The 19882-nt window shown below is 45.5% G+C and carries 20 protein-coding genes and 1 tRNA gene; 14 read left to right on the top strand and 7 right to left on the bottom strand.

Going from position 1 to position 19882, the window contains the following annotated elements; genetic code table 11:
- The first annotated feature begins 25 nt into the window (after nucleotides 1-25).
- The 3 genes from aroB to ACYVI9_RS03960 all read left to right on the top strand — a co-directional run bounded on the left by aroB (nucleotide 26) and on the right by ACYVI9_RS03960 (nucleotide 3484).
- Complete coding sequence (gene aroB / locus ACYVI9_RS03950; protein ID WP_460760978.1) at nucleotides 26-1042, top strand: 3-dehydroquinate synthase; 1017 nt, start codon at nucleotides 26-28, stop codon at nucleotides 1040-1042.
- A 76-nt stretch (nucleotides 1043-1118) separates the two neighbouring features.
- Complete coding sequence (gene aroA, locus ACYVI9_RS03955; protein ID WP_460760981.1) at nucleotides 1119-2447, top strand: 3-phosphoshikimate 1-carboxyvinyltransferase; 1329 nt, start codon at nucleotides 1119-1121, stop codon at nucleotides 2445-2447.
- Between the two features lie 38 nt (nucleotides 2448-2485).
- Nucleotides 2486-3484 carry a chorismate synthase gene (locus ACYVI9_RS03960; RefSeq protein WP_460760984.1) on the top strand — a complete coding sequence of 333 codons (999 nt, stop codon included), beginning with the start codon at nucleotides 2486-2488 and terminating at the stop codon, nucleotides 3482-3484.
- Here ACYVI9_RS03960 and ACYVI9_RS03965 read toward each other — a convergent pair.
- Entirely contained in the window at nucleotides 3481-3906 is a 426-nt protein-coding gene (locus ACYVI9_RS03965; RefSeq protein ID WP_460760986.1) for a DUF2752 domain-containing protein, read from the bottom strand. The two genes, ACYVI9_RS03960 and ACYVI9_RS03965, sit on opposite strands and share 4 nt — an antisense overlap.
- A 1-nt stretch (nucleotide 3907) precedes the next feature.
- Nucleotides 3908-4216 (bottom strand): CD225/dispanin family protein, encoded by a 309-nt coding sequence (locus tag ACYVI9_RS03970; protein WP_460760989.1) that lies wholly within the window; start codon nucleotides 4214-4216, stop codon nucleotides 3908-3910.
- 431 nt (nucleotides 4217-4647) lie between these two features.
- Between ACYVI9_RS03970 and ACYVI9_RS03975 the strand changes: the two genes are divergently transcribed.
- Nucleotides 4648-4905: a GlsB/YeaQ/YmgE family stress response membrane protein gene (locus tag ACYVI9_RS03975; protein ID WP_460760992.1), complete on the top strand. Its 258-nt coding sequence runs from the start codon at nucleotides 4648-4650 to the stop codon at nucleotides 4903-4905.
- A 119-nt stretch (nucleotides 4906-5024) separates the two neighbouring features.
- Nucleotides 5025-6626, top strand: a complete 1602-nt coding sequence (gene bshC, locus ACYVI9_RS03980; protein ID WP_460760995.1) for a bacillithiol biosynthesis cysteine-adding enzyme BshC — start codon at nucleotides 5025-5027, stop codon at nucleotides 6624-6626.
- Here the strand turns inward: bshC and purE are convergent.
- Entirely contained in the window at nucleotides 6623-7111 is a 489-nt protein-coding gene (gene purE, locus ACYVI9_RS03985; protein WP_460760998.1) for a 5-(carboxyamino)imidazole ribonucleotide mutase, read from the bottom strand. The genes bshC and purE overlap by 4 nt on opposite strands.
- 394 nt (nucleotides 7112-7505) lie before the next feature.
- Here purE and ACYVI9_RS03990 point away from each other — a divergent pair, with 394 nt between their 5' ends.
- The 8 genes from ACYVI9_RS03990 to ACYVI9_RS04025 all read left to right on the top strand — a co-directional run bounded on the left by ACYVI9_RS03990 (nucleotide 7506) and on the right by ACYVI9_RS04025 (nucleotide 14945).
- Complete coding sequence (locus ACYVI9_RS03990) at nucleotides 7506-8249, top strand: murein L,D-transpeptidase catalytic domain family protein (RefSeq protein WP_460761000.1); 744 nt, start codon at nucleotides 7506-7508, stop codon at nucleotides 8247-8249.
- A 208-nt stretch (nucleotides 8250-8457) separates the two neighbouring features.
- Nucleotides 8458-9876: an anthranilate synthase component I family protein gene (locus tag ACYVI9_RS03995; protein WP_460761003.1), complete on the top strand. Its 1419-nt coding sequence runs from the start codon at nucleotides 8458-8460 to the stop codon at nucleotides 9874-9876.
- Nucleotides 9877-9955: 79 nt separating this feature from the next.
- Nucleotides 9956-10525 carry an anthranilate synthase component II gene (locus ACYVI9_RS04000; protein ID WP_460761005.1) on the top strand — a complete coding sequence of 190 codons (570 nt, stop codon included), beginning with the start codon at nucleotides 9956-9958 and terminating at the stop codon, nucleotides 10523-10525.
- 77 nt (nucleotides 10526-10602) lie between these two features.
- Nucleotides 10603-11595, top strand: a complete 993-nt coding sequence (trpD, locus tag ACYVI9_RS04005; RefSeq protein ID WP_460761007.1) for an anthranilate phosphoribosyltransferase — start codon at nucleotides 10603-10605, stop codon at nucleotides 11593-11595.
- 4 nt (nucleotides 11596-11599) lie between these two features.
- Nucleotides 11600-12112 carry a GNAT family N-acetyltransferase gene (locus ACYVI9_RS04010; protein WP_460761010.1) on the top strand — a complete coding sequence of 171 codons (513 nt, stop codon included), beginning with the start codon at nucleotides 11600-11602 and terminating at the stop codon, nucleotides 12110-12112.
- An 81-nt stretch (nucleotides 12113-12193) separates the two neighbouring features.
- Nucleotides 12194-12991: an indole-3-glycerol phosphate synthase TrpC gene (trpC, locus tag ACYVI9_RS04015; protein WP_460761012.1), complete on the top strand. Its 798-nt coding sequence runs from the start codon at nucleotides 12194-12196 to the stop codon at nucleotides 12989-12991.
- Nucleotides 12978-13610 carry a phosphoribosylanthranilate isomerase gene (locus tag ACYVI9_RS04020; protein ID WP_460761015.1) on the top strand — a complete coding sequence of 211 codons (633 nt, stop codon included), beginning with the start codon at nucleotides 12978-12980 and terminating at the stop codon, nucleotides 13608-13610. Before trpC ends, ACYVI9_RS04020 begins: the two co-directional genes overlap by 14 nt.
- Nucleotides 13611-13616: 6 nt before the next feature.
- Nucleotides 13617-14945: a D-alanyl-D-alanine carboxypeptidase/D-alanyl-D-alanine-endopeptidase gene (locus tag ACYVI9_RS04025; RefSeq protein WP_460761017.1), complete on the top strand. Its 1329-nt coding sequence runs from the start codon at nucleotides 13617-13619 to the stop codon at nucleotides 14943-14945.
- 123 nt (nucleotides 14946-15068) lie between these two features.
- Here the strand turns inward: ACYVI9_RS04025 and ACYVI9_RS04030 are convergent.
- A tRNA-Ala gene (locus ACYVI9_RS04030) sits at nucleotides 15069-15142 on the bottom strand.
- Between the two features lie 55 nt (nucleotides 15143-15197).
- A complete protein-coding gene (locus ACYVI9_RS04035) occupies nucleotides 15198-16556 on the bottom strand; it encodes a Gfo/Idh/MocA family protein (protein WP_460761020.1) in 1359 nt (452 codons plus the stop codon).
- A 200-nt stretch (nucleotides 16557-16756) separates the two neighbouring features.
- Here ACYVI9_RS04035 and ACYVI9_RS04040 point away from each other — a divergent pair, with 200 nt between their 5' ends.
- Nucleotides 16757-17608 carry an SMP-30/gluconolactonase/LRE family protein gene (locus ACYVI9_RS04040; RefSeq protein ID WP_460761023.1) on the top strand — a complete coding sequence of 284 codons (852 nt, stop codon included), beginning with the start codon at nucleotides 16757-16759 and terminating at the stop codon, nucleotides 17606-17608.
- A gap of 109 nt (nucleotides 17609-17717) precedes the next feature.
- On the opposite strand, the gene ACYVI9_RS04045 is transcribed toward ACYVI9_RS04040, so the two are convergent.
- Together ACYVI9_RS04045 and ACYVI9_RS04050 are read right to left on the bottom strand one after the other, a co-directional pair.
- Nucleotides 17718-18974 carry a hypothetical protein gene (locus ACYVI9_RS04045; protein WP_460761025.1) on the bottom strand — a complete coding sequence of 419 codons (1257 nt, stop codon included), beginning with the start codon at nucleotides 18972-18974 and terminating at the stop codon, nucleotides 17718-17720.
- A gap of 173 nt (nucleotides 18975-19147) precedes the next feature.
- Complete coding sequence (locus tag ACYVI9_RS04050; protein ID WP_460761028.1) at nucleotides 19148-19594, bottom strand: Hsp20/alpha crystallin family protein; 447 nt, start codon at nucleotides 19592-19594, stop codon at nucleotides 19148-19150.
- Nucleotides 19595-19882: the final 288 nt, after the last annotated feature.

Consider the following 19882-nt stretch of genomic DNA (forward strand, 5'->3'; position numbering starts at 1 on the left):
GATAAGATGACTCAAATCACCCATAGTGCAATCGTTTAGATTTTCAAATGCATCGACGGATTTTTACTTCGACAGTTCGCTGAAGGAACTGGGTAAAATCATTGACCGAAAGAACAGTTTTTTCATTATTGATGAAAAGGTTTATCAGGCACACGCGACTAAATTCCGGGGACTTCAGATCATCCGTATACCCTCCGGCGAAAAGTTTAAAGTGCAGCAGACGGTGGATGAGGTGGTTGGAAAACTGATCCAGGCTCGTGCGGACCGAAAGTCAGTTTTGGTCGGTATAGGCGGAGGTGTTATTACAGATCTGACCGGATATATTGCTTCCGTCTATATGCGGGGTATCCGGTTTGGATTTGTGCCCACTACCATCCTGGGCTTGGTAGATGCCTCCATTGGAGGTAAGAATGGTATCGATGTGGGACCTTATAAGAATATGGTGGGTGTCATCCGGCAGCCGTCATTTATCCTGCATGACCTGCGTCTTTTGAAAACCCTGCCCGTGAAAGAGTGGCAAAATGGATTTGCGGAGATTATCAAACATGCCTGTATCAAAGATGCGGTCATGTTTAAAGAATTGGAGCAACACCAGATATCCGATTACCAAAAGGACCGTCAGTTACTGGCGGACCTGATACAGCGCAATGCCCTGATTAAAATACGAGTGGTGCAGAAGGATGAATTTGAGAAGGGTGATCGCCGGCTATTAAACCTGGGTCACACTATTGGACATGCCATAGAAACACAATATGGGCTGATGCATGGAGAAGCTGTAGCCATAGGTACGGTTTATGCCAGTGATATTTCTGCCATTCGTACCGGGTTCAAAGGCCGTTCCAGGGTGGCGGCCCTGCTGGAAAGGTATCAATTACCGATACAGCTTCGGTTTGATGCCAAGAAAGTATTCGAAGTGCTGACCATGGACAAAAAACGTGTCAGCAAAGAAATGAATTTCGTCTTACTGGACCGAATCGGCAAGGCGGCGGTGGCGGCGATACCATTAAAAAAATTAGAACAACTGATACAACAGCTGGGGTAACCAACTGTTGGCATTTGTTGGAAGTTCACAGGCGTTTGCCGGTCAGGAAAGGTGCGGCGAACTAAAAATGTAATTCATGATAATTTCCATTTCCCCTTCCCGGTTGAATGGCAGCATACAGGCACCCGCTTCCAAAAGTTCTATGCAACGGGCCTGCGCAGCAGCCCTGCTGCATCAGGGTCCCAGCAAGATTTATAATCCGGGTCATAGTAATGATGATAAAGCAGCTTTGGACATTATTCAAAAGCTGGGTGCTGTAATAACCAAATTATCAGATCAGCACATCGAAATCGAAAGCTCCTATGTTCAGCCTGCGGGTATTACATCCAAAGAAGGCGCCGTTCATTGTGGAGAAAGCGGATTGAGTATCCGTATGTTTACGCCCCTGGCAGCCTTATGCAGTAATGAAATAACAATAACCGGAAGCGGAAGTCTGGTTACCAGACCCATGGGTTTTTTTGATGAGATACTGCCCCAGCTCGATATCAGGGTCCGGTCCAATGGCGGGAAACTCCCGCTGGTCATACAGGGGCCCCTGCAACCCCGCGATATACGGATCGATGGTTCGCTGAGTTCCCAGTTTTTAACCGGTCTGCTGATGGCTTTTGGGGCGCTGCCACTTACAGCGGCGGTGACAATCGAGGTTATGGATCTGAAAAGTAAACCCTATATCGATCTGACCCTGGATGTGATGCAGAAATTTGGATTGAATCTTCCGGTCAATGACGATTACAAAGCTTTCCGATTCCTGCCTTCCCCAGTCTCCGAATCTGTACCAGCTTTCAGAAGTTATACGGTGGAAGGCGACTGGAGCGGTGGTGCCTTTCTATTGGTCGCCGGTGCCATTGCCGGCCCCATAACCGTCCGGGGACTGAGCATGGCCAGCACACAGGCCGACCGAAAAATTACGGAAGCGCTCATCAGTGCCGGTGCCGGATTTGCAGTGGACGCCAAGGAAATCCACCTGCAGCCCAAAGCCATGAAGGCATTTGAATTTGATGCCACTGATTGTCCGGATCTTTTTCCGCCTTTGACCGCCCTGGCTGCTTTTTGTGAGGGAGTGACTAAAATTAAAGGAGTCAGCCGACTTGCCCATAAGGAAAGTGATCGGGGCATCACCCTACAGCAGGAGTTTGGTAAAATGGGGCTGAAAATAGCACTGGAAGACGATTGGATGCTTATTTACGGGGGCGGCACCCTGAAAGGAACTGAAGTGCATTCCCGACATGATCACCGGATCGCCATGGCTTGTGCCGTAGCAGCACTCGGGGCCGAAGGAACTACCTCGATCGCGGAAGCGCAGGCAGTTGATAAATCATACCCTGATTTTTACAGGGATATTCAGGCCCTGGGTGGCGGGGTAGCAGGTGGACTGGACTGGAAATCCGCTGCTGGTATCAGCTAAGACGATAATTTTTTTTACTTGATCTTAAACGAACGACTATGAACAGTTTCGGGCGCATTTTCCGGGTTGAGATTTTTGGTGAATCACATGGTGATGGTGTGGGCATCGTAATTGATGGTTGTCCGGCGGGTCTCGCCCTGCCAGCTGAAGATTTTCTGGGGGATATGGAGCGCCGGAAAGGGGGCACTCAGAAAGGAGCGACACCGCGCAAGGAAGATGATATTCCTTTGATCAAAAGCGGGGTCTTCAATGGTATAACGACTGGTTTTCCCATCATGATATTTTTTGAGAATAAGAATACCCGCAGTGGTGATTACGAAAAACAGAGGAGTTTTCCCCGGCCCGGACATGCGGATTGGGTTGCACATCAGAAGTTTGGTGGATTTGAGGATTTCCGGGGCGGCGGTCATTTTAGTGCCCGATTGACAACCGGGCTGGTCGCTGCCGGTGTGATTGCCAAAAAGCTTTTGCAGCAAATTACTATTGGAGCCCGGATTATTGAGATTGCCGGAGAGGCAGATCCGGAAAAAGGGCTCCAGAAAGGTATTGATGCCAAGGATTCTGTAGGTGGTATCATAGAATGCAGGGTCAATGGGTTGCCTGTCGGGCTGGGTGAGCCACATTTTGATTCGGTTGAATCTGTATTAGCACATGCGATGTTTTCAATTCCTGCTGTTAAGGGCGTAGAGTTCGGAGCTGGATTTGCAGCTGCCCGAATGTTTGGTTCGCAGCATAATGATGCCATCAGTGATTCCCAGGGTCATACTATTACCAATCATGCCGGTGGCATTGTCGGTGGTATTACCAATGGGAATGAACTGGTCTTCCGCATCGCCATTAAACCTACGGCATCGACACCGAAACTGCAGCACAGTCTGAACTGGGAAAGCGGCGCCATGGAAGATTTTTCTGTAAAGGGCCGCCATGATTTATGCGTTGCCCTGAGGGCGCCGGTAATCGTGGAAGCGGCTACAGCCATCAGCCTGACTGATTTTATGATGCAGGAAGGCCGGATACCCAGAGTGCTGGCCTCTTAATGGGGCGGTTGCAACCAGCTACCAGTCGCAAAAGGCAGGTTCCGGACAATAAAGTACACTGTAAAGAGGATAAAGAGTGTCCAGGTGAACCAGGGTTGATAGAAGAGCGGGATATGCCAGTATCGCTTTCCAAAATATCGTAATACCCATTGTATCACCAGTATCAGTGACAATGGAATAAATAACACCATCATGGGATTATAACGAAGCGCTTCTCCTATATCTCCGTGTAATAAGTGATGAATGGCTCTTTGCGCGCCACATCCGGGACAATAAATTCCCAACAGCATTCTGGAAGGGCATTGAAGATAATGGCCGTTTGCTGTGGAAGGATTGAAAGTATAGAAATAATAAAAAGCCCCGGCTATGATAATGCCGAGGCTTGTCAGAAAAATAAGTTGTAAGGTTCTGTTACGGGACATATTAACCGCGTCCTAAAATAGCGCCCCCAAAACCTAAGACAAATACTGCAATCATATACAGGACTATTACTGCCACGCCGATAATAGCGCCTAGTTTGGCATACTTTTTTGCTTCTTCAGACGCGAGTCTGGCGCCTTCATAATCACCCACCTGCCACTTGGTATTAACCTGACTGGATTTGATGATAGATACGATACCCAATGGCAAGCAGCAAAACAGCGTACATAAAATAGCCCAAACCAGGTAATTATCTGGTGGAGGACCCTGAGGAATGTTTAGATTGCTTTGGTCTTGTTGATAATTTTCCATATTGAAATTAATTTATACAAATATAAGAATTGCAATCTTTTAACATATTTTAATTTCCGATTGCAGGATAAGGCGTTTTGCGGGTTGATGATTCAAATGAAAGCGATAGGTACCAGCCGACCCTGCCCTGATCAGGATTGCCTGTATGTAGTAGTTTTCCACAGATACGGTCTCCAGAAACCACTGTAATGCTATATGGGGCGATTTATAATTCAGGTCATTGGTTCAAAGCGGGCTGACCCCGTTACTGCAGCTAAATGATTGAAAACCAAATTTCGTTCCATGCTGTTTTTATGTTCATCAGTCAGTTTAATGGATGTAATTTCAATAATTTGTACCCCGATTTTTAGTCAATGACCAGATGCAGGGATTGATATTTTTTAAGTATCTTCATTAAGACATTCTAATTCCTAAATTTAAAACTTCAAACTATGGGTATTCTATCATGGGTCCTCTTTGGTTTAATCGCCGGTGCTATTGCAAAAGCCTTACATCCCGGAAAAGATCCCGGAGGATGGATTGTAACAATTTTAATAGGTATCGCCGGAGCCTTTGTTGGAGGTTGGATCGGGACATTGTTAGGCTGGGGATCGACCGATGGATTTAATTTCCGAAGTTTCGCATTGGCGATTGCAGGTGCCGTTATTTTGCTTTGGCTCTATAGACTGGCTACAGCTAAACGAAGCTGACGTAAAAGTATGTACATTAGAGCCACTTTTATCAAGTGGCTTTTTTTTAAATTTCCGGAACGGGACAAACTATTCCCGGACAAAAATGTTATACTTTTTTATTTGCAAGTGGTCTGAACATGAATCTAAACAAAGCAGATATTCCTTATCCGGAGACAGGTTATTTTTCCAAAACCGTAACTGACTATTTATGCGGCCATGAAGCACTTCGGCCATTTTACGGGCGCATGCCTGAGGCATCCCAACTGGAAGCCCAGATACACAGCCGCAAGGAATACGCCACGCCACGGAAGCTTCTGGTAAAAGCCTTACAGGAGCAATATGGAGAGCTGACCTTACCCGATGCGGTACAAATGAACCTGAACCTGCTGTTATCTGAAAAAACATTTACGATTACGACAGCGCACCAGCCCAATATTTTTACAGGACCGCTGTATTTTATCTACAAGATATTGCATGCCGTGCGGCTTGCTGCCTTCTGCAAGGAGCAGTTTCCTGACTATAATTTTGTTCCCGTTTATTATATGGGCAGTGAAGATGCCGACATAGAGGAATTGGGCCATATCTATCTGAATCGTGAAAAGCTGGAATGGAAGACGAACCAGACAGGGGCAGTAGGTAGAATGCTCGTGGATGAGGAGTTGACAGATCTGATAAACCAGATCGCATCTCAGATAGGCGGGACCGTTTTCGGTCCTGAACTCATTAGTTCCCTTAAAGCCTGCTACCGTAAAGGTCGTCGTCTGCAGGAAGCCACCCGTGATTTTGTACATGAATTATTCGGGCGTTTCGGATTGGTTGTGCTTATTCCCGACGACGCATTACTAAAGAAGGCAGGATTGGAACTTTTTATCGATGAACTGCTGGAGCAACGTTCCTCCGGTTTGGTACAGGAAACAGCAGACCTGCTGACGGACCAGGGATATAAAGCCCAGACCCATGGAAGAGCGATAAATCTGTTCTATCTAACGGATGATTATAGGCAACGAATTGAAAAACAGGATACGCGATGGAGGGTCGTGGGAACCGATCTCAGTTTTGATCAGGCGGGTTTGATTGAGGATATTCAGACACACCCGGAAAAAATAAGCCCCAATGTGATACTTCGGGGATTGTTCCAGGAAATGATCCTTCCTAATCTGATGTTTATCGGAGGGGGTGGCGAACTGGCTTACTGGCTGGAATTGAAGTCAGTATTTGAACAGTATAAAATACCTTACCCCATCCTGATACTGCGTAATTCTTTCCTGTTGGTGAATGTAAAGCAGACAGAAAGGATGAAAAATCTCGGTTTTACTTCCGCAGATTTATTTCAACCTTTAAAAGATCTGGAAAAACAATGGGTGCAGGTGCATGGACAGCATGATATTTCGGTAGAAAAGGCATTGACAGAAATGGAATTACTATATGCCAAGCTGGAAAAACAGGCGAAGCAGGTTTCGGATACCCTTCCCACCCATGTCCGGGCCTTGCAGAAGAAATCCTTCGACAGGATCCGGCAGTTGGGAAAAAAATTACTGAGGGCGGAGAAAAGAAACCACAGCGATGCAATGCGGCAAATCCATCAACTTAAGAACCAGCTCTTCCCTTTCGGTAGTTTGCAGGAACGCATCGACAATTTTTCAGCATATTATGCACAGTACGGCCCCCGGTTGCTGGATATATTATATGAAAATTCACCTGCGCTGGACGGCGCGTTTACCGTATTGGAACTGCATTAATCAAAATTATTGGTAAACCCCTGATCCTTGAGTTGCGCGATCTTGCCCATTACAGCCGTTTCCATATTTTTCTTATAGGCCGCCAAACGGTCAGCCAGGGTATCGTCAGCAGTGGCCAGTATCTGAGCTGCCAGTAATCCGGCGTTTTTGGCGGCATTCAGTGCTACGGTTGCCACGGGTACCCCGTTGGGCATTTGCAAAATGGACAACAGACTGTCCCATCCATCAATGGAATTACTGGATTTTACCGGTACGCCAATAACAGGAAGGGTAGTTAAGGAAGCGACCATTCCTGGTAAGTGGGCGGCCCCGCCGGCGCCGGCAATAATTACTTTGATTCCCCGTCCGCGAGCCCCCTGCGCATAGGCAACCATGCGTAATGGTGTCCGATGGGCGGATACAACCGTTAGTTCGTATTCAATACCCAATTCCTTAAGTACGGTTGCGGCAGCTTCCATCACGGAAAGGTCACTGTCGCTACCCATAATTATTCCGACATTTATTCCCATTCCGCAAAGGAACAATAAAAATGCTGAAATTTCGTAAGGATTTCCTGGAATCCTTAGTCGCTGATAATCAAGGAACCCTGGCTAAAAAACAGGAAAACATTTCGCTGTTCCCAACTTTTGGTTAGCTGTGCTGTTAGTAATGCGATCCGTAACACCAGTCCTTTGACTGTTAAAAATATCTTATAGTCGTTCTAATACGGCAATATTTCATTCAGGCTATTCGTTTTTAATCCGTTTCTGTCCTTAATCTGACCCTGAAGAACCCAATAGAATTACCGGATCACTTTATTCATTATTGATTGATTGAGTTATGTCTGCAGAACGACTGCTGATGAATTGAATCATTACAGAAAAATTGATAGAAGTTATTATGATGTCGCAGTTTAAGCATTTCGTGCCCCTGTTATTGCTTTCTTTATTTTCCGTGTTTTTTATGTCCTGGACCATTAACAGAATTGGTGGAGGATTACATACACCCCGAACCCATAAAGTAAGTGTTCTCAGTCCTGTTAAGAATAGCAAACTGACGGCAGCTTTTATTTATGATAGTCTTGAACTTGAGACGAAGGGATTGTCCCAAAATGCATTTAATTATGCGATGAAAGGTTTTGAGAAACTGGACAGTGGCGGCGTCCTTCGCAACGACTCTGTACTGGCCATTATTGATTTTGACCAGCCCAGCTATAAAAAGAGATTGTATATCATCGATTTGAAGCATTATAAAATCCTTTTTAATACCCTGGTGGCCCACGGTAAAAATACCGGTAAGGAACAGGCGGAGTTTTTCAGCAACCGGAATAATTCTCACCAAAGCAGTCTGGGATTTTATATTACAGACCATACCTACTATGGCAGCAAAGGATACTCTCTTAAGTTGATCGGCCTGGAAAAAAATGTCAATAGTAACGCTTACAGGCGTGCCATTGTGATTCATGGTGCGCCATATGTCAGCCAGTCCTATATTGATGCCCAGGGCTATATCGGCCGAAGCTTTGGTTGTCCGGCTATTCCCATGGCGGTCACCCGGAATATTATTCAGACCATTCGGGATGGCACCTGTTTGTTCATTTATAATAAGTCTTATAGACCGTCCAGTGATTTTGCATTGGGATAACGGGTTGCTAGGCTATAAAAAAAATTTGTTCGCCAATAATTTCCCGTCTATATTTGCTGAAATGAAACAAGAATTTAACTTTTTTTGGTGGTGGCATGTAAGCTCTTTGGGGGTTATGTAATGCCGCGCATCTAAAAAAGATGAATGATATTCAGAAACCCCGGTATTCCGGGGTTTTTGCTTTTAAACCGTATATAGTAAACTAAATATGCAAGCCACTAAAATTAAGACTTCTACTACCAGGATGCTGGCAGATGTGTATACACCCGTCGGGATCTACCTCAGGTTGCGAGACCGGTTCCGGGATACCATATTGCTCGAGAGTACCGATAACCATGCAGCGGAAAACAGCTGGTCCTTTATTGGTGTCAATGCTATCGCCGGCATTGAAATTACCGATGGTTCTACGATTGAATATAAATTGCCGGGACAAACAGCGCAAATGCTGCCCCTGGATGACAGTGAACCTGTGGCCACCCGTTTGGACCGGTTTATGAACCTGTTTGAGGTGAATCCGGCTCCCGAAAAGGCAGCTGCCTATGCACAGGGGCTGTTCGGTTATACATCTTATGAAGCTGTTCGTTTTTTTGATCGGATCCCCGGAGCCGAATTTTCCGGTGAGCCGCCCGTTATTCCGCTTATGCGTTATCGGTTGTATCAATACGTGATCGCCATCAATCATTTTAAAGATGAACTGTTTGTCTGTGAGAATGAGATAGAAGGTTTGAAATCTGATCTCGAACTGGTCCTGTCGCTGATACGTGGGCGCGACGTTCCTGTATATCCATTTGAACCTGTTGGGCAGGAAAGTTCCAATATGAGTGATGAAGACTTCCGCCAGACTGTAAAGAAGTGCATCGCACATTGTTATCGCGGCGACGTTTTTCAGATTGTTCCCAGCAGGCGTTTTCAGCAGTCTTTTATCGGGGATGAATTTAACGTTTACCGTAGCCTTCGAAATATCAATCCTTCACCTTATTTATTCTATTTTGATTATGGGGATTATAAACTGATGGGCTCTTCTCCCGAATCTCAGTTGATTATAAAGGATGGAAAAGCAGTGGTACACCCCATTGCCGGTACGGTAAAACGAACAGGTGATGACCTGATTGATCGTCAGGAAACGCTCCGCCTGGAATCCGATCCCAAGGAAAATGCAGAACATGTCATGCTTGTTGATCTGGCCCGTAATGACCTGAGCCGGGGATGCAGCAATGTAGAAGTAAAACATTTTCGCGAAACACATTTTTATTCCCATGTGATCCATCTGGTTAGTGAAGTTACCGGCGACGTAGACCCTTCCACGAGCTCATTTGAACTTTTTGCGAAGACATTTCCGGCGGGAACTTTAAGCGGCGCACCGAAAATAAAAGCAATGCAACTGATCAGTGAATTCGAACCCACTCCACGGGGTTATTATGCCGGTGCCGTGGGCTTTATGGGTTTTGATTCCAGCTGCAATCAGGCGATCATGATTCGTACCTTTCTGAGCCGGCAGAATACGCTCTATTATCAGGCAGGTGCCGGGATTGTGGCGGCAAGCGATCCGGAAAGTGAATTGCAGGAAGTCAACAATAAATTGGGTGCTTTGAAAAAAGCGATTGTCGCGGCCCGGGAAATTTGCTAATCAGTTGGAATCATTCGGAAAAATCATGACAGCTGATGACAAACATAATGAGTGACCAAAACAAATAAATGTAAATCAAGTGAAGATTTTAGTATTCGATAATTACGACTCTTTTACCTACAACCTGGTGCACCTGGTGGAGAAAATACTGCATCAGCCGGTTGACGTGTATAGAAATGATCAATTGCCCCTCGAACAGGTAGCGGCTTATGAAAAAATTATATTGTCGCCCGGTCCGGGCATTCCTGAAGAAGCGGGTTTGTTGTTGCCACTGATAGAAACCTATGCAGCGTCTAAATCCATTCTGGGAGTCTGTCTGGGTCAACAGGCTATTGGACAGGTATTCGGCGGAAAGCTGACCAATTTGTCCAAAGTGTATCACGGCGTTGCTACGCCCTGTCGGATCACCCAACCTGAAGAACCGCTGTTTGAAGGATTGCCTCAGGTAATTGAAGTGGGCCGTTATCATTCCTGGGTGGTCGACCGAGAAGGGTTTCCGGAAGTACTGGAGATTACAGCAGTAGACGATAATGATATGGTGATGGGGCTGCGTCATAAGACTTACGATGTACAGGGCGTTCAGTTTCATCCGGAAAGCGTCCTGACACCTCAGGGCGAGCAAATCCTGCGGAACTGGTTGAAACAATAAACGGTAAAATTTGTGCAGCGGGCACCGGAAGAGCGAAAGACAAAAAATCTTCCATTAACATTTTTTAAAATACGAGAATGAAAAAGATACTGGGATTGCTGTTTGAACATAAAAAACTGGATCGGGCTACGGCCAGAGAAGTACTTGTCAATATTGGTAAAGGGGTGTACAACGAACATGAGGTAACTTCTTTTATGACGGTTTTTCTGATGCGCAGCATCGCCCTTCAGGAATTACAGGGATTTCAGGATGCCCTGCTGGAACTTTGCCTTCGGGTGAATTTTGATGGTCTGGATACAGTCGATATTGTAGGAACGGGCGGCGATGGTAAGAATACATTCAATATATCAACACTTTCCTGTTTTATCGTGGCCGGTACCGGGCATAAGGTTTCCAAACACGGCAACTATGGTGCTTCGGCCATAAGTGGTGCTTCTAATGTGATCGAAGCGATGGGCTATCGTTTTAAAAACGACAACGATGCACTGCGCCGCGAGTTGGAACAGGCGGGAATATGTTTTTTGCATGCCCCCCTTTTTCACCCTGCGTTGAAGAATGTCGGACCCATACGGAAAAACCTGGGCATCCGGACTTTTTTCAATATGCTGGGCCCCTTGGTAAATCCGGCTTTCCCGACATTTAGTATAATAGGTGTTTATAATCTTGAAATGGCCCGATTGTACAATTATTTATTACAACAGCAAAATAAGCGGTTCGCAATTGTACATGGTCTGGATGGATATGATGAAATCTCACTGACGGGGGATAGCAAGCTGATTACACAGGATGGAGAAAAAGTATTGTCGGCGGAAGCGTTAGCGGGCATCGAAGTTACGCCTGAATCGATCAGCGGTGGAAACAGTGTTCAGGAAGCTGCCCGTATTTTCAAAAATATCCTGGAGGGAACCGGAACACCGCAGCAGGAAGCGGTAGTCCTTGCCAATGCGGCTACTGCGCTGCAGGTGACTGGCGCATTTGATAGTTATGAAGCTGCTTTTGATGCCGCCAGGGAAAGCCTCCAAAGCGGTAAAGCCAGGCGGAGTCTGGAAAAATTAATCGCCCTGCAATAAGACCATGTCTGATACACTGATAATACTATACCTTGATCGATGCCGGCTCCCGGACTTACTGGAGCTGCAGTACCTGGCCTACCAGTCAGAGGCAGCGATCTACCAGAATACGGCTATTCAGCCGATGCGCCAGACCTTGACGGAACTGGAAGCTGAATTTGACCAGGGGGCTTTATTTCTGGCAGGCTATCAGGGGGGCAGAATGGTGGCCTCGGTCAGAGGTTGGCTGGAAGGTGATACGGCCAGCTTGAATAAGCTGATCGTTCACCCCGATTTCCAGCGCCGGCGTTACGGTCGGTATATGATGGCGGCAATCGAAGACGAGTTGGCTGCTGCGCAGCGTTATGAATTGTTTACCGGCCATAAGAGCGAAAGAAATATCCGTTTTTATGAAGATGCAGGTTATCGTATTTTCAAGATTCAGAAAATTCATGAGGACCTGTCGCTGGTATATTTTGAAAAGCCGGCACTTCAAAATCAGTTAATGGGCCGTCCCGGGAAATATTTGCATCATTGAATGGCATTTCACATGTAGAACCATAGACATCGCGGCCTTACAGATATTACTGAATTTGTAAAAAAAATTGAAATTGTACAGATGAATATATTGGATAAAATTATTGCCCGGAAGCAGGAGGAGGTCGCAGCCCGCAAACAGTTGGTGTCAACACGGGATCTGGAAAACCGTCCTAATTTCAGCCGGTCGGTGATACCCCTGGATGCTTCCCTGACTCGGGACGGAAGCACGGGAATTATTGCGGAATTTAAAAGAAAATCTCCTTCCAAAGGCTTTATTAAGGCCGATGCTGATGTGCATGCGATAACCACTGCGTATTCCAGATTGGGCGCTGCAGGGCTTTCTGTGCTCACCGATATCGATTTTTTTGGCGGATCTGATGAAGACCTGATGCAGGCCCGGGACAATGACATCCCGGTACTGCGCAAAGATTTTATCATTGATGAATACCAGATACTGGAAGCAAGGTCCATTGGGGCCGATGTGATTCTTTTGATAGCCGCCTGCCTGAGCCCCGAACAGGTAAACCGCCTGGCTTCATTTGCCCGTTCACTGGGCCTGCAGACGATCCTGGAATTACATGCAGCCGAAGAGCTGGGACATATTTGTGAAGCAACACCGATTGTAGGCATCAACAACCGGGACCTTAAAACCTTTCAGGTGAATATTGAACGCAGTCTGCAGATGGCCGAGAAACTGCCGGCAGGAACCCTGAAGATTGCCGAGAGCGGTATTGATAAAATTGAGGATATTCTGTTGTTCAAGAAAAATGGTTTCAAAGGATTTCTGATTGGGGAATATTTTATGCGGCAGCCGGATACGCCCCGGGCGTTCCAGCTCTTTGTGGAAAACTTAAAAACGGCGGATGCAAAACTTTAAAGTCAAAGTATGTGGTTTGACCCAAATCGATCAGGTCCGGCAATTAGCGGAACTGGGCGTGGATTATGCCGGATTTATTTTTTATGAAAAATCACCGCGCTATGCACCTGGCAGGATTGCTCCCGATGCGTTGAAGGAAATTGAGGGAATCCAGAAAGTAGGTGTTTTTGTAAACACACCACCGGATCAGTTAGCTGAGTTGGTTACAGCTTATGGACTTGATGCGGTACAGTTGCACGGGGATGAACTCCCTGAGCACTATCAGGACCTGGTGGGCAGAACCCGGATTATTAAAGCGCTGCCGATCGGCCGGGAACTGCCGGATGTGGAACTTTTGAAGAGGCACAGTCGTTATGTCGATTATTTTTTATTCGATACGCAAACCAAATCCTATGGAGGAAGCGGAAAGAAATTTGACTGGTCGGTACTGAAAGGTCTGTCTTTGAAGCAGCCTTATTTTTTGAGCGGCGGATTGGGTCCGGAGGATATAGCAGATATATTAAGATTTGCCGGACAGAATAATCTGTATGCTATTGATGTCAACAGTCGTTTTGAAACTTCGCCCGGGGAAAAGAATATCAGTATTATTCAGCAATTTGTTTCTGACCTGAAAAAATAAATGCCTATGAAGCGAATCAAAGGGTATCGCGGCTTCCTGAAGCTCCTGACTTGCTTGTGTTTGTTCTCCTGTACGGCCCAGCAACAGTTGATAAGGAACCATCAACATAATCCACTATCCGGACCCGGGCTGGAAAACGCCCATATAGGTATCAGTATTTATGATCCCCTTGCCGGAAAATATCTCTATGAATATAATGGCGATAAATATTTTGTACCAGCCAGTAATACCAAACTTTTTTCCTGCTATGCAGCCATGAAGTTTCTGGGTGACAGCGTCCCCGGGTTAGAGGTCAGGGAGTTCAGGGATAAGATAGTGATTCGGGGTAGCGGAGATCCAGGTTTTCTTGACCCGGAGTTTCCTGATCAACCCGTATTTGAATTTCTAAACCGCACGGACAAATCGATTCAGGCTGTCTCCGATTCTTTAGAGACGGGTGCCTGGGGTAGTGGCTGGAGCTGGAGTGATTACGATGGAGATTATATGGCTGAGCGTTCTGTATTTCCGATTTATTGCAACCTGATTTGGTTTTATGGCAGTCAGGGTGGCCAACCGAAATATTTTCCCAATGTGGAGGAACGCCCCAGTTTCCGCATCAGGACCAGTGGTAGCGAAAATTATCTGAGCGGGGTTTCCCGGAAATTAAGGGCCAATATGTATTCGCTTCAGCTGGAGGGAGACACACCGCACGAGTATCGTGTTCCCTTCATTACCGATCGGATACTTCCCTGGCGCTTATTGTCCGATACTTTACATAAGGAAATTCAATTAATTGACAGCCTGGATGTCAGCAAAGCGCCTTTAAGGTCCTATATAATTTATTCCAGGCCGCTGGACAGTTTGCTTAAGCCCATGATGCACCGCAGCGACAATTTTTTTGCGGAACAGAGTTTACTGATGGTCAGCAACCAATTATTGGGCAGCATGACTAATACCAGGATTATTGATACGCTTTTGAAAACCCACCTGAGGTTTCTCCCGCAACGACCCAGATGGGAGGATGGCTCCGGATTGAGTCGGTATAATCTTTTTACACCTGAAGATTTTGTCGCATTGTTAAATCAGATGCGACTGGAGTTTGGGCTGGAAAGGATTAAAACCATATTGCCCACAGGAGGGGAGGGAACGCTGGGTCATTTGTACCTGGAGGAATCGGGTCAGATTTATGCCAAGACAGGTACTTTGAGTGGCGTTGTCGCATTAAGTGGATTTTTAACTACTATAAAGGGAAGACAATTGGTGTTTTCAATCCTGGTGAATAATCATAATACCAGCGCCACCACTGTGAGAAAGTCTATTGAGCAGTTTTTAAAATCTGTCCGGAAAAAATATTAGAATAACTAATTCCCGCAGGCAGACCTGGCCTAATCTTACGGCACGCACTTTAATAAATTGGAGGGGGCAGTCATGGTTTTTTGAAATGAAAAAGCCTCAGTTTCCTGAAGCTTTTTTGACTTGTGGAGAATACCGGATTCGAACCGGTGACCTCTTGCATGCCATGCAAGCGCTCTAGCCAGCTGAGCTAATCCCCCGAAAGGGGGGCGAAGATAATACAAACAAATTATTCTTCCAACCCCCGAAGCATGTTTAATATTTAAAAACTTTTCCGCCGACCATCACTTCCTGTGTGGCCTCATCAAAAGTGGCTTTCATGCCCGTATGAGAAGCTGCGGTTGTCATTATATTGGCGATTGAATGCTGATAACCCGCTTCGACCGGCGCATTGGTGGTCTTCCGGCTACGGATACATTCCATCCAGTTGCGTACATGCGCACTGGTCAGTGAATCCCCTCCGGTATTAGCGCTGGCTACCACTTTTTCGGCTTTTTCTACCAGACTGATTTCCGGCAGCAAATTGGGCTTCATGCCCATGGCTTTTGCGTGGCCTTCTCTCAGCCCTCCTTTTGGTGAAACTTTATTGGTGATCAGATTGAGTTCCCCGCCGTTAGAATAATAAATTTCGGAAGGGTTTTCATCACCGTTACCCATTCGGCTCATAAAGACCACCTGAAACCCTTTTTCCGGTTCATTTTCCGGACCGTATTCAAATACCGCGGTCGTCGTATCCCAGTTGCGACGGCCGTCTTTCCAGCTGTAAATACCACCATTCGCAGTGACACTACGGGGATGTTTCAAACCGCTGAACCAATGCACGGTATCGATCTGATGGCTCATCCATTGACCAGGCTGACCCGAGGAATAAGGCCAGAATAGTCTGTACTCCAGATATTTACGCGGATCCCACTCTTCAAAGGGCCGGTTGATTAAAAAACGTTTCCAGTCGGTATCTTCCTGTTTGAGTTTGGCAACCAGGTCAGGGCGCCGCCAGCGGCCCGGTTGATTTACATTCCAGGTAAGTTCCACCATCAGGATATCCCCGAACTTGCCGTCTTTAATATAAGCTTCAGCAGCCTTATAGTTGCTGCCGCTGCGTCGCTGGGATCCGATCTGAATGACCCTGTCGGATGCTTTGATCGCTTTTAAAGCATCCCGGTTGTCCTCCATTGTCTCGGCAAAGGGCTTTTCTACATAGGCATCACAATGACCCTTTACGGCTTCAATAGCGTGCCGGGCATGTTGAAAATCGGCGGTACTGATAAAAACGGCGTCCACTGATTTGGAATCATACAGTTCCTCATTATTTCGGAATCCTTTGATGTCATGGCCCAGTTTTTCTTTCAGATGCGCAACGCCCAGTTCCCTTCTATAGCTCCATAAATCTGATACGCCGGTAATATCGAAATTGAGTTCCTTATGGTGGTTTAAAAAGGAAGGCAGCAAAGAGGAACGGAACCGGTCTGAGAATCCGACCACACCTACCCGGACCCGGTCATTTGCGCCAATGATATTGGCATAACTTTTTGCACTGAAACCCATAGCGCCCAGGTATACACCTGATCCGGCTACGACACTGTTCTTAATAAATTTTCTTCTTGAATTACTCATACGGCTTGAATTTGGGTCCTAAGTTAACCAATTTGAATATATCAACGAATTCAAAATCCTGAAAATGTCAAGGAAGGTCATTCGGGAAAACTTTGCTATTTTTATGCAGAAAGGGATTTTGAGCGCCTCTTATTGCAGTTTGCCCTGAATCCGGTTCGTCCGGAGCAACCTTACATTTCATAATAATAAAACATATTCAGATGAAGCAGTCAATTTGGATTTTATCGATCGCGACAATCTCCGTCGGATTTTTCTCTTGTCAATCCCCGGCAACCGAGCATCAGTTATCCCTGCTTTGGGAATCAGACACGATCTTAAGGGTGCCTGAATCTGTTTACCAGGATCGGGAAAATAATGTACTCTATGTTTCCAATATTGACGGAGCTGACGGCTGGACTGTGGACAGTGTAGGCTCTGTTGTGCAGCTCGATTTTGACGGGAAGCTGGTAAAGGATAACTGGGTTACCGGACTCAATGCGCCCAAAGGGATCGGTAAATTCCAGAACAAGCTATTTGTTGCTGATGTTGAAGAACTGGTGATCATAGATATTGCCAGTGGACAGGTACTGGATAAAGTAAAGCCGGAAGGGGCGCAACGATTAAACGATGTTACGGTGGATGATAAGGGAGCGGTCTATGTTACAGATACCAAATCGCGGGTTCTTTACCGCTATGTTAATAACAGCTTTCAGGTTATGCTGGACAGTAATAAATTGAAAGGGCCAAATGGTGTATTGTTCAGTAAAGGTGATTTGTACATCGCTGATGCGGGCAGTTTGTACCGCATTGAACAGGACAATCAGCTTACGGAGCTCGCATCCGGGATGGAAGCCAGTACAGATGGTATTGTAGAACTGGAGAACGGAGACTTTATTGTATCCTGCTGGGTAGGCACGGTCTATTATATTGGCAAAGACGGATCTAAAAAGTTGTTACTGGACACCAGGGATCAGCAGATGAATACGGCCGATATCGACTATGATCCCGAAAGCAGAACACTGTATATCCCAACTTTCTTTAAAAATAAACTACAAGCGTATAAGGTTGAGTAAGGGTACCTTTATTCGAACCAGACAACTTTTAAGTTATAAGTATTGGAAATACCGGGGCAGGCGCTATGGTTGGATTGCAAGCCTGTGAATCTCTTTGAGCAATGGATTCTTATTTCATCCGGTATTTACGGGCCACTTTACGGCTGTTCATTATCCGGTCCAATTCCTTATCACTCATTTCAGAAAAAGCTTCCGTTGGAACATCCACCAATTGCACCTGACTTTGCCGGAGCTCAGTTTTCAGGGTATTGGTTTTTGTGGCAATGGCAGGATCCCTGTCACCGGAGAGCCGGTTATCTGCCAGAACATATTCCAACCGTTTGATATTCGCACGGATCAGGGAAGCCTGATTTTGTTCGGCTGTTTTTGTAGGAGCTGCCGCTTCTTTTACCGGTACCAGTAAAACGCCGGCACCAGGCAGGATCTTGCCAATATTTTTTTCCTTCTCTACTGTGGAGTAAATGGTCCCGGTTACTGTGGAGGTAGCCGTTGTAATATCAAAGGAAGATCGCGCGGTTTTGTTTTTACGGATTTTTCTGTCCAACTCTACAAAGGTTACCTTCAGGGTTCGGATCCATTTTCTGGTACTGGTGTCCACATCCACATATGCAGCCGTGGCGATATCATAGTTCAGACCATCCTTGACCACCACTTTAACCCGGGCTGTATCGGCAAAATTAAAATTAGTCGTACCAATGAATTCCAGGTTGACTATACGTTCACCTTTGGCATCTTTTTCCGTAACAAATTCATAACCAGGGGTCCACTCAAAGGTATCATCGCAGGTCTTGGGCAGTTTAAAATTACCTATAGAGATATCACTCGACATCAGGATTTTATCAATGGGGAAATTGCCATTTTCGCAAAGGATACTGAATGAAAGTTTGCTGCCTTCTGCTATCGTGACCGGACTTACGACTGACGGTTTTATTTTGGGATAAATGACATCGGTACTGTAGAAGATCACTTTTAAAGTAGTGTCGAGCCGGTCGTAAGGATTTGAAAGACTTTGAACGCCAAATTTTACCGGGTATTCTTTGTCATATTTCAATCGTCCTGCCAGAAAAAGGGACTTATTGGCTTTAAAGCTCAGGATACCATTGTCTTTATCCAGTTTAAATCCGGCGGGTGCGTCTGTTAGAAACCAGTAATATTTTTTGGGGTTCTTGTTGATCTGAAATTTATAGTTCAGACTGGAATCTGAATGCAACGAAAAAAACGGGCTGAAATTTACGATGCGCAGGCTGCTGGTATCGGCGAGAACGATTGGTTGCGGATTGTGGATCACCATGGTATCATTTATGATTTGGGATTTCGCCGAACCAAAAATAAGTGCCAATAAAAGAACCAATGTTGTACTTCGCATACCAGATAAGCGTTTTGTAATGAATGTGCAAAATTAGGCTTTAGACGACTAAAACCCGAAATAAGCAGCATGAATTGCAGAAGATACAAAAAAACAGGCATATAACCGCAAAAAATCCCCGCGTGGAAACGTGGGGATTAAACCAAAACTAACTGCTTATGAGAAAAACTTGCTTATAATACTTCTATGTCTTTGGACGCCGGTTTAGCTTCTTCCTTGCGTTGTAAGGTTACAATTAGGATTCCGTTAACATATTTGGCGTCAATTTTTTCTGTATTTATTTTGTTGTCAATGGTAAAGGTTCTTTTAAAAGAACGCAGGTGGAATTCTTTGCGAATCTCTTTACCTGTTGCTTCAGTTTCTGCGGTCTTTTTTTCGGCAGATACGGACAGCAGATTATTTTCTACCTGGATTTTAAAATCTGTTTTTTCGTAGCCGGGAGCCGCAATTTCAATCACATAATTATTGTCGTTTTCTATAATGTTTACCGGCGCATGCCCTTTGATATTGGGTTTGTTCACTTCTGTTTTAAGAATTCCAGGAATTTCAGTGAAGAAATCATCTACCAGACTGGTAAAGGTTCTTTCAAATGGGATGCCGTTAAATTTTACGTTTGTCATGATATCCGAATTTTTTGTTTATGAATTGTTTTACGCAGGTACAGGGTCAAATGTCGAACCAACGGCAAATATTCAGCCATTAAATGACAATATGACAGTTTTGTTGCGAGTTGACTGCCATTAAGTCTCATTGATTCCTGTGGAATATAAATTATGTCATACCAGGATGCCAGTTGGTCGGTCGTAGATTTAGCCGTAAACCAGAAGTTCCTTTCCTTAGTGGTAAATATCACCTTACTTAAACTTTTCACCTAGTTTTGTGTTGAAAATGCGAACCAATAAAATCAA

Source organism: Niabella terrae (assembly GCF_054783135.1).

What these genes read in the sequence shown, in the direction of transcription:
- aroA (WP_460760981.1), top strand. Translation starts at nt 1,119, where the DNA reads ATGATAATTTCCATTTCCCCTTCCCGGTTGAATGGCAGCATACAGGCA.
- ACYVI9_RS03960 (WP_460760984.1), top strand. Translation starts at nt 2,486, where the DNA reads ATGAACAGTTTCGGGCGCATTTTCCGGGTTGAGATTTTTGGTGAATCA.
- ACYVI9_RS03965 (WP_460760986.1), bottom strand. Translation starts at nt 3,906, where the DNA reads ATGTCCCGTAACAGAACCTTACAACTTATTTTTCTGACAAGCCTCGGC.
- ACYVI9_RS03970 (WP_460760989.1), bottom strand. Translation starts at nt 4,216, where the DNA reads ATGGAAAATTATCAACAAGACCAAAGCAATCTAAACATTCCTCAGGGT.
- ACYVI9_RS03975 (WP_460760992.1), top strand. Translation starts at nt 4,648, where the DNA reads ATGGGTATTCTATCATGGGTCCTCTTTGGTTTAATCGCCGGTGCTATT.
- bshC (WP_460760995.1), top strand. Translation starts at nt 5,025, where the DNA reads ATGAATCTAAACAAAGCAGATATTCCTTATCCGGAGACAGGTTATTTT.
- purE (WP_460760998.1), bottom strand. Translation starts at nt 7,111, where the DNA reads ATGGGTAGCGACAGTGACCTTTCCGTGATGGAAGCTGCCGCAACCGTA.
- ACYVI9_RS03990 (WP_460761000.1), top strand. Translation starts at nt 7,506, where the DNA reads ATGATGTCGCAGTTTAAGCATTTCGTGCCCCTGTTATTGCTTTCTTTA.
- ACYVI9_RS03995 (WP_460761003.1), top strand. Translation starts at nt 8,458, where the DNA reads ATGCAAGCCACTAAAATTAAGACTTCTACTACCAGGATGCTGGCAGAT.
- trpD (WP_460761007.1), top strand. Translation starts at nt 10,603, where the DNA reads ATGAAAAAGATACTGGGATTGCTGTTTGAACATAAAAAACTGGATCGG.
- ACYVI9_RS04010 (WP_460761010.1), top strand. Translation starts at nt 11,600, where the DNA reads ATGTCTGATACACTGATAATACTATACCTTGATCGATGCCGGCTCCCG.
- trpC (WP_460761012.1), top strand. Translation starts at nt 12,194, where the DNA reads ATGAATATATTGGATAAAATTATTGCCCGGAAGCAGGAGGAGGTCGCA.
- ACYVI9_RS04020 (WP_460761015.1), top strand. Translation starts at nt 12,978, where the DNA reads ATGCAAAACTTTAAAGTCAAAGTATGTGGTTTGACCCAAATCGATCAG.
- ACYVI9_RS04025 (WP_460761017.1), top strand. Translation starts at nt 13,617, where the DNA reads ATGAAGCGAATCAAAGGGTATCGCGGCTTCCTGAAGCTCCTGACTTGC.
- ACYVI9_RS04035 (WP_460761020.1), bottom strand. Translation starts at nt 16,556, where the DNA reads ATGAGTAATTCAAGAAGAAAATTTATTAAGAACAGTGTCGTAGCCGGA.
- ACYVI9_RS04040 (WP_460761023.1), top strand. Translation starts at nt 16,757, where the DNA reads ATGAAGCAGTCAATTTGGATTTTATCGATCGCGACAATCTCCGTCGGA.
- ACYVI9_RS04045 (WP_460761025.1), bottom strand. Translation starts at nt 18,974, where the DNA reads ATGCGAAGTACAACATTGGTTCTTTTATTGGCACTTATTTTTGGTTCG.
- ACYVI9_RS04050 (WP_460761028.1), bottom strand. Translation starts at nt 19,594, where the DNA reads ATGACAAACGTAAAATTTAACGGCATCCCATTTGAAAGAACCTTTACC.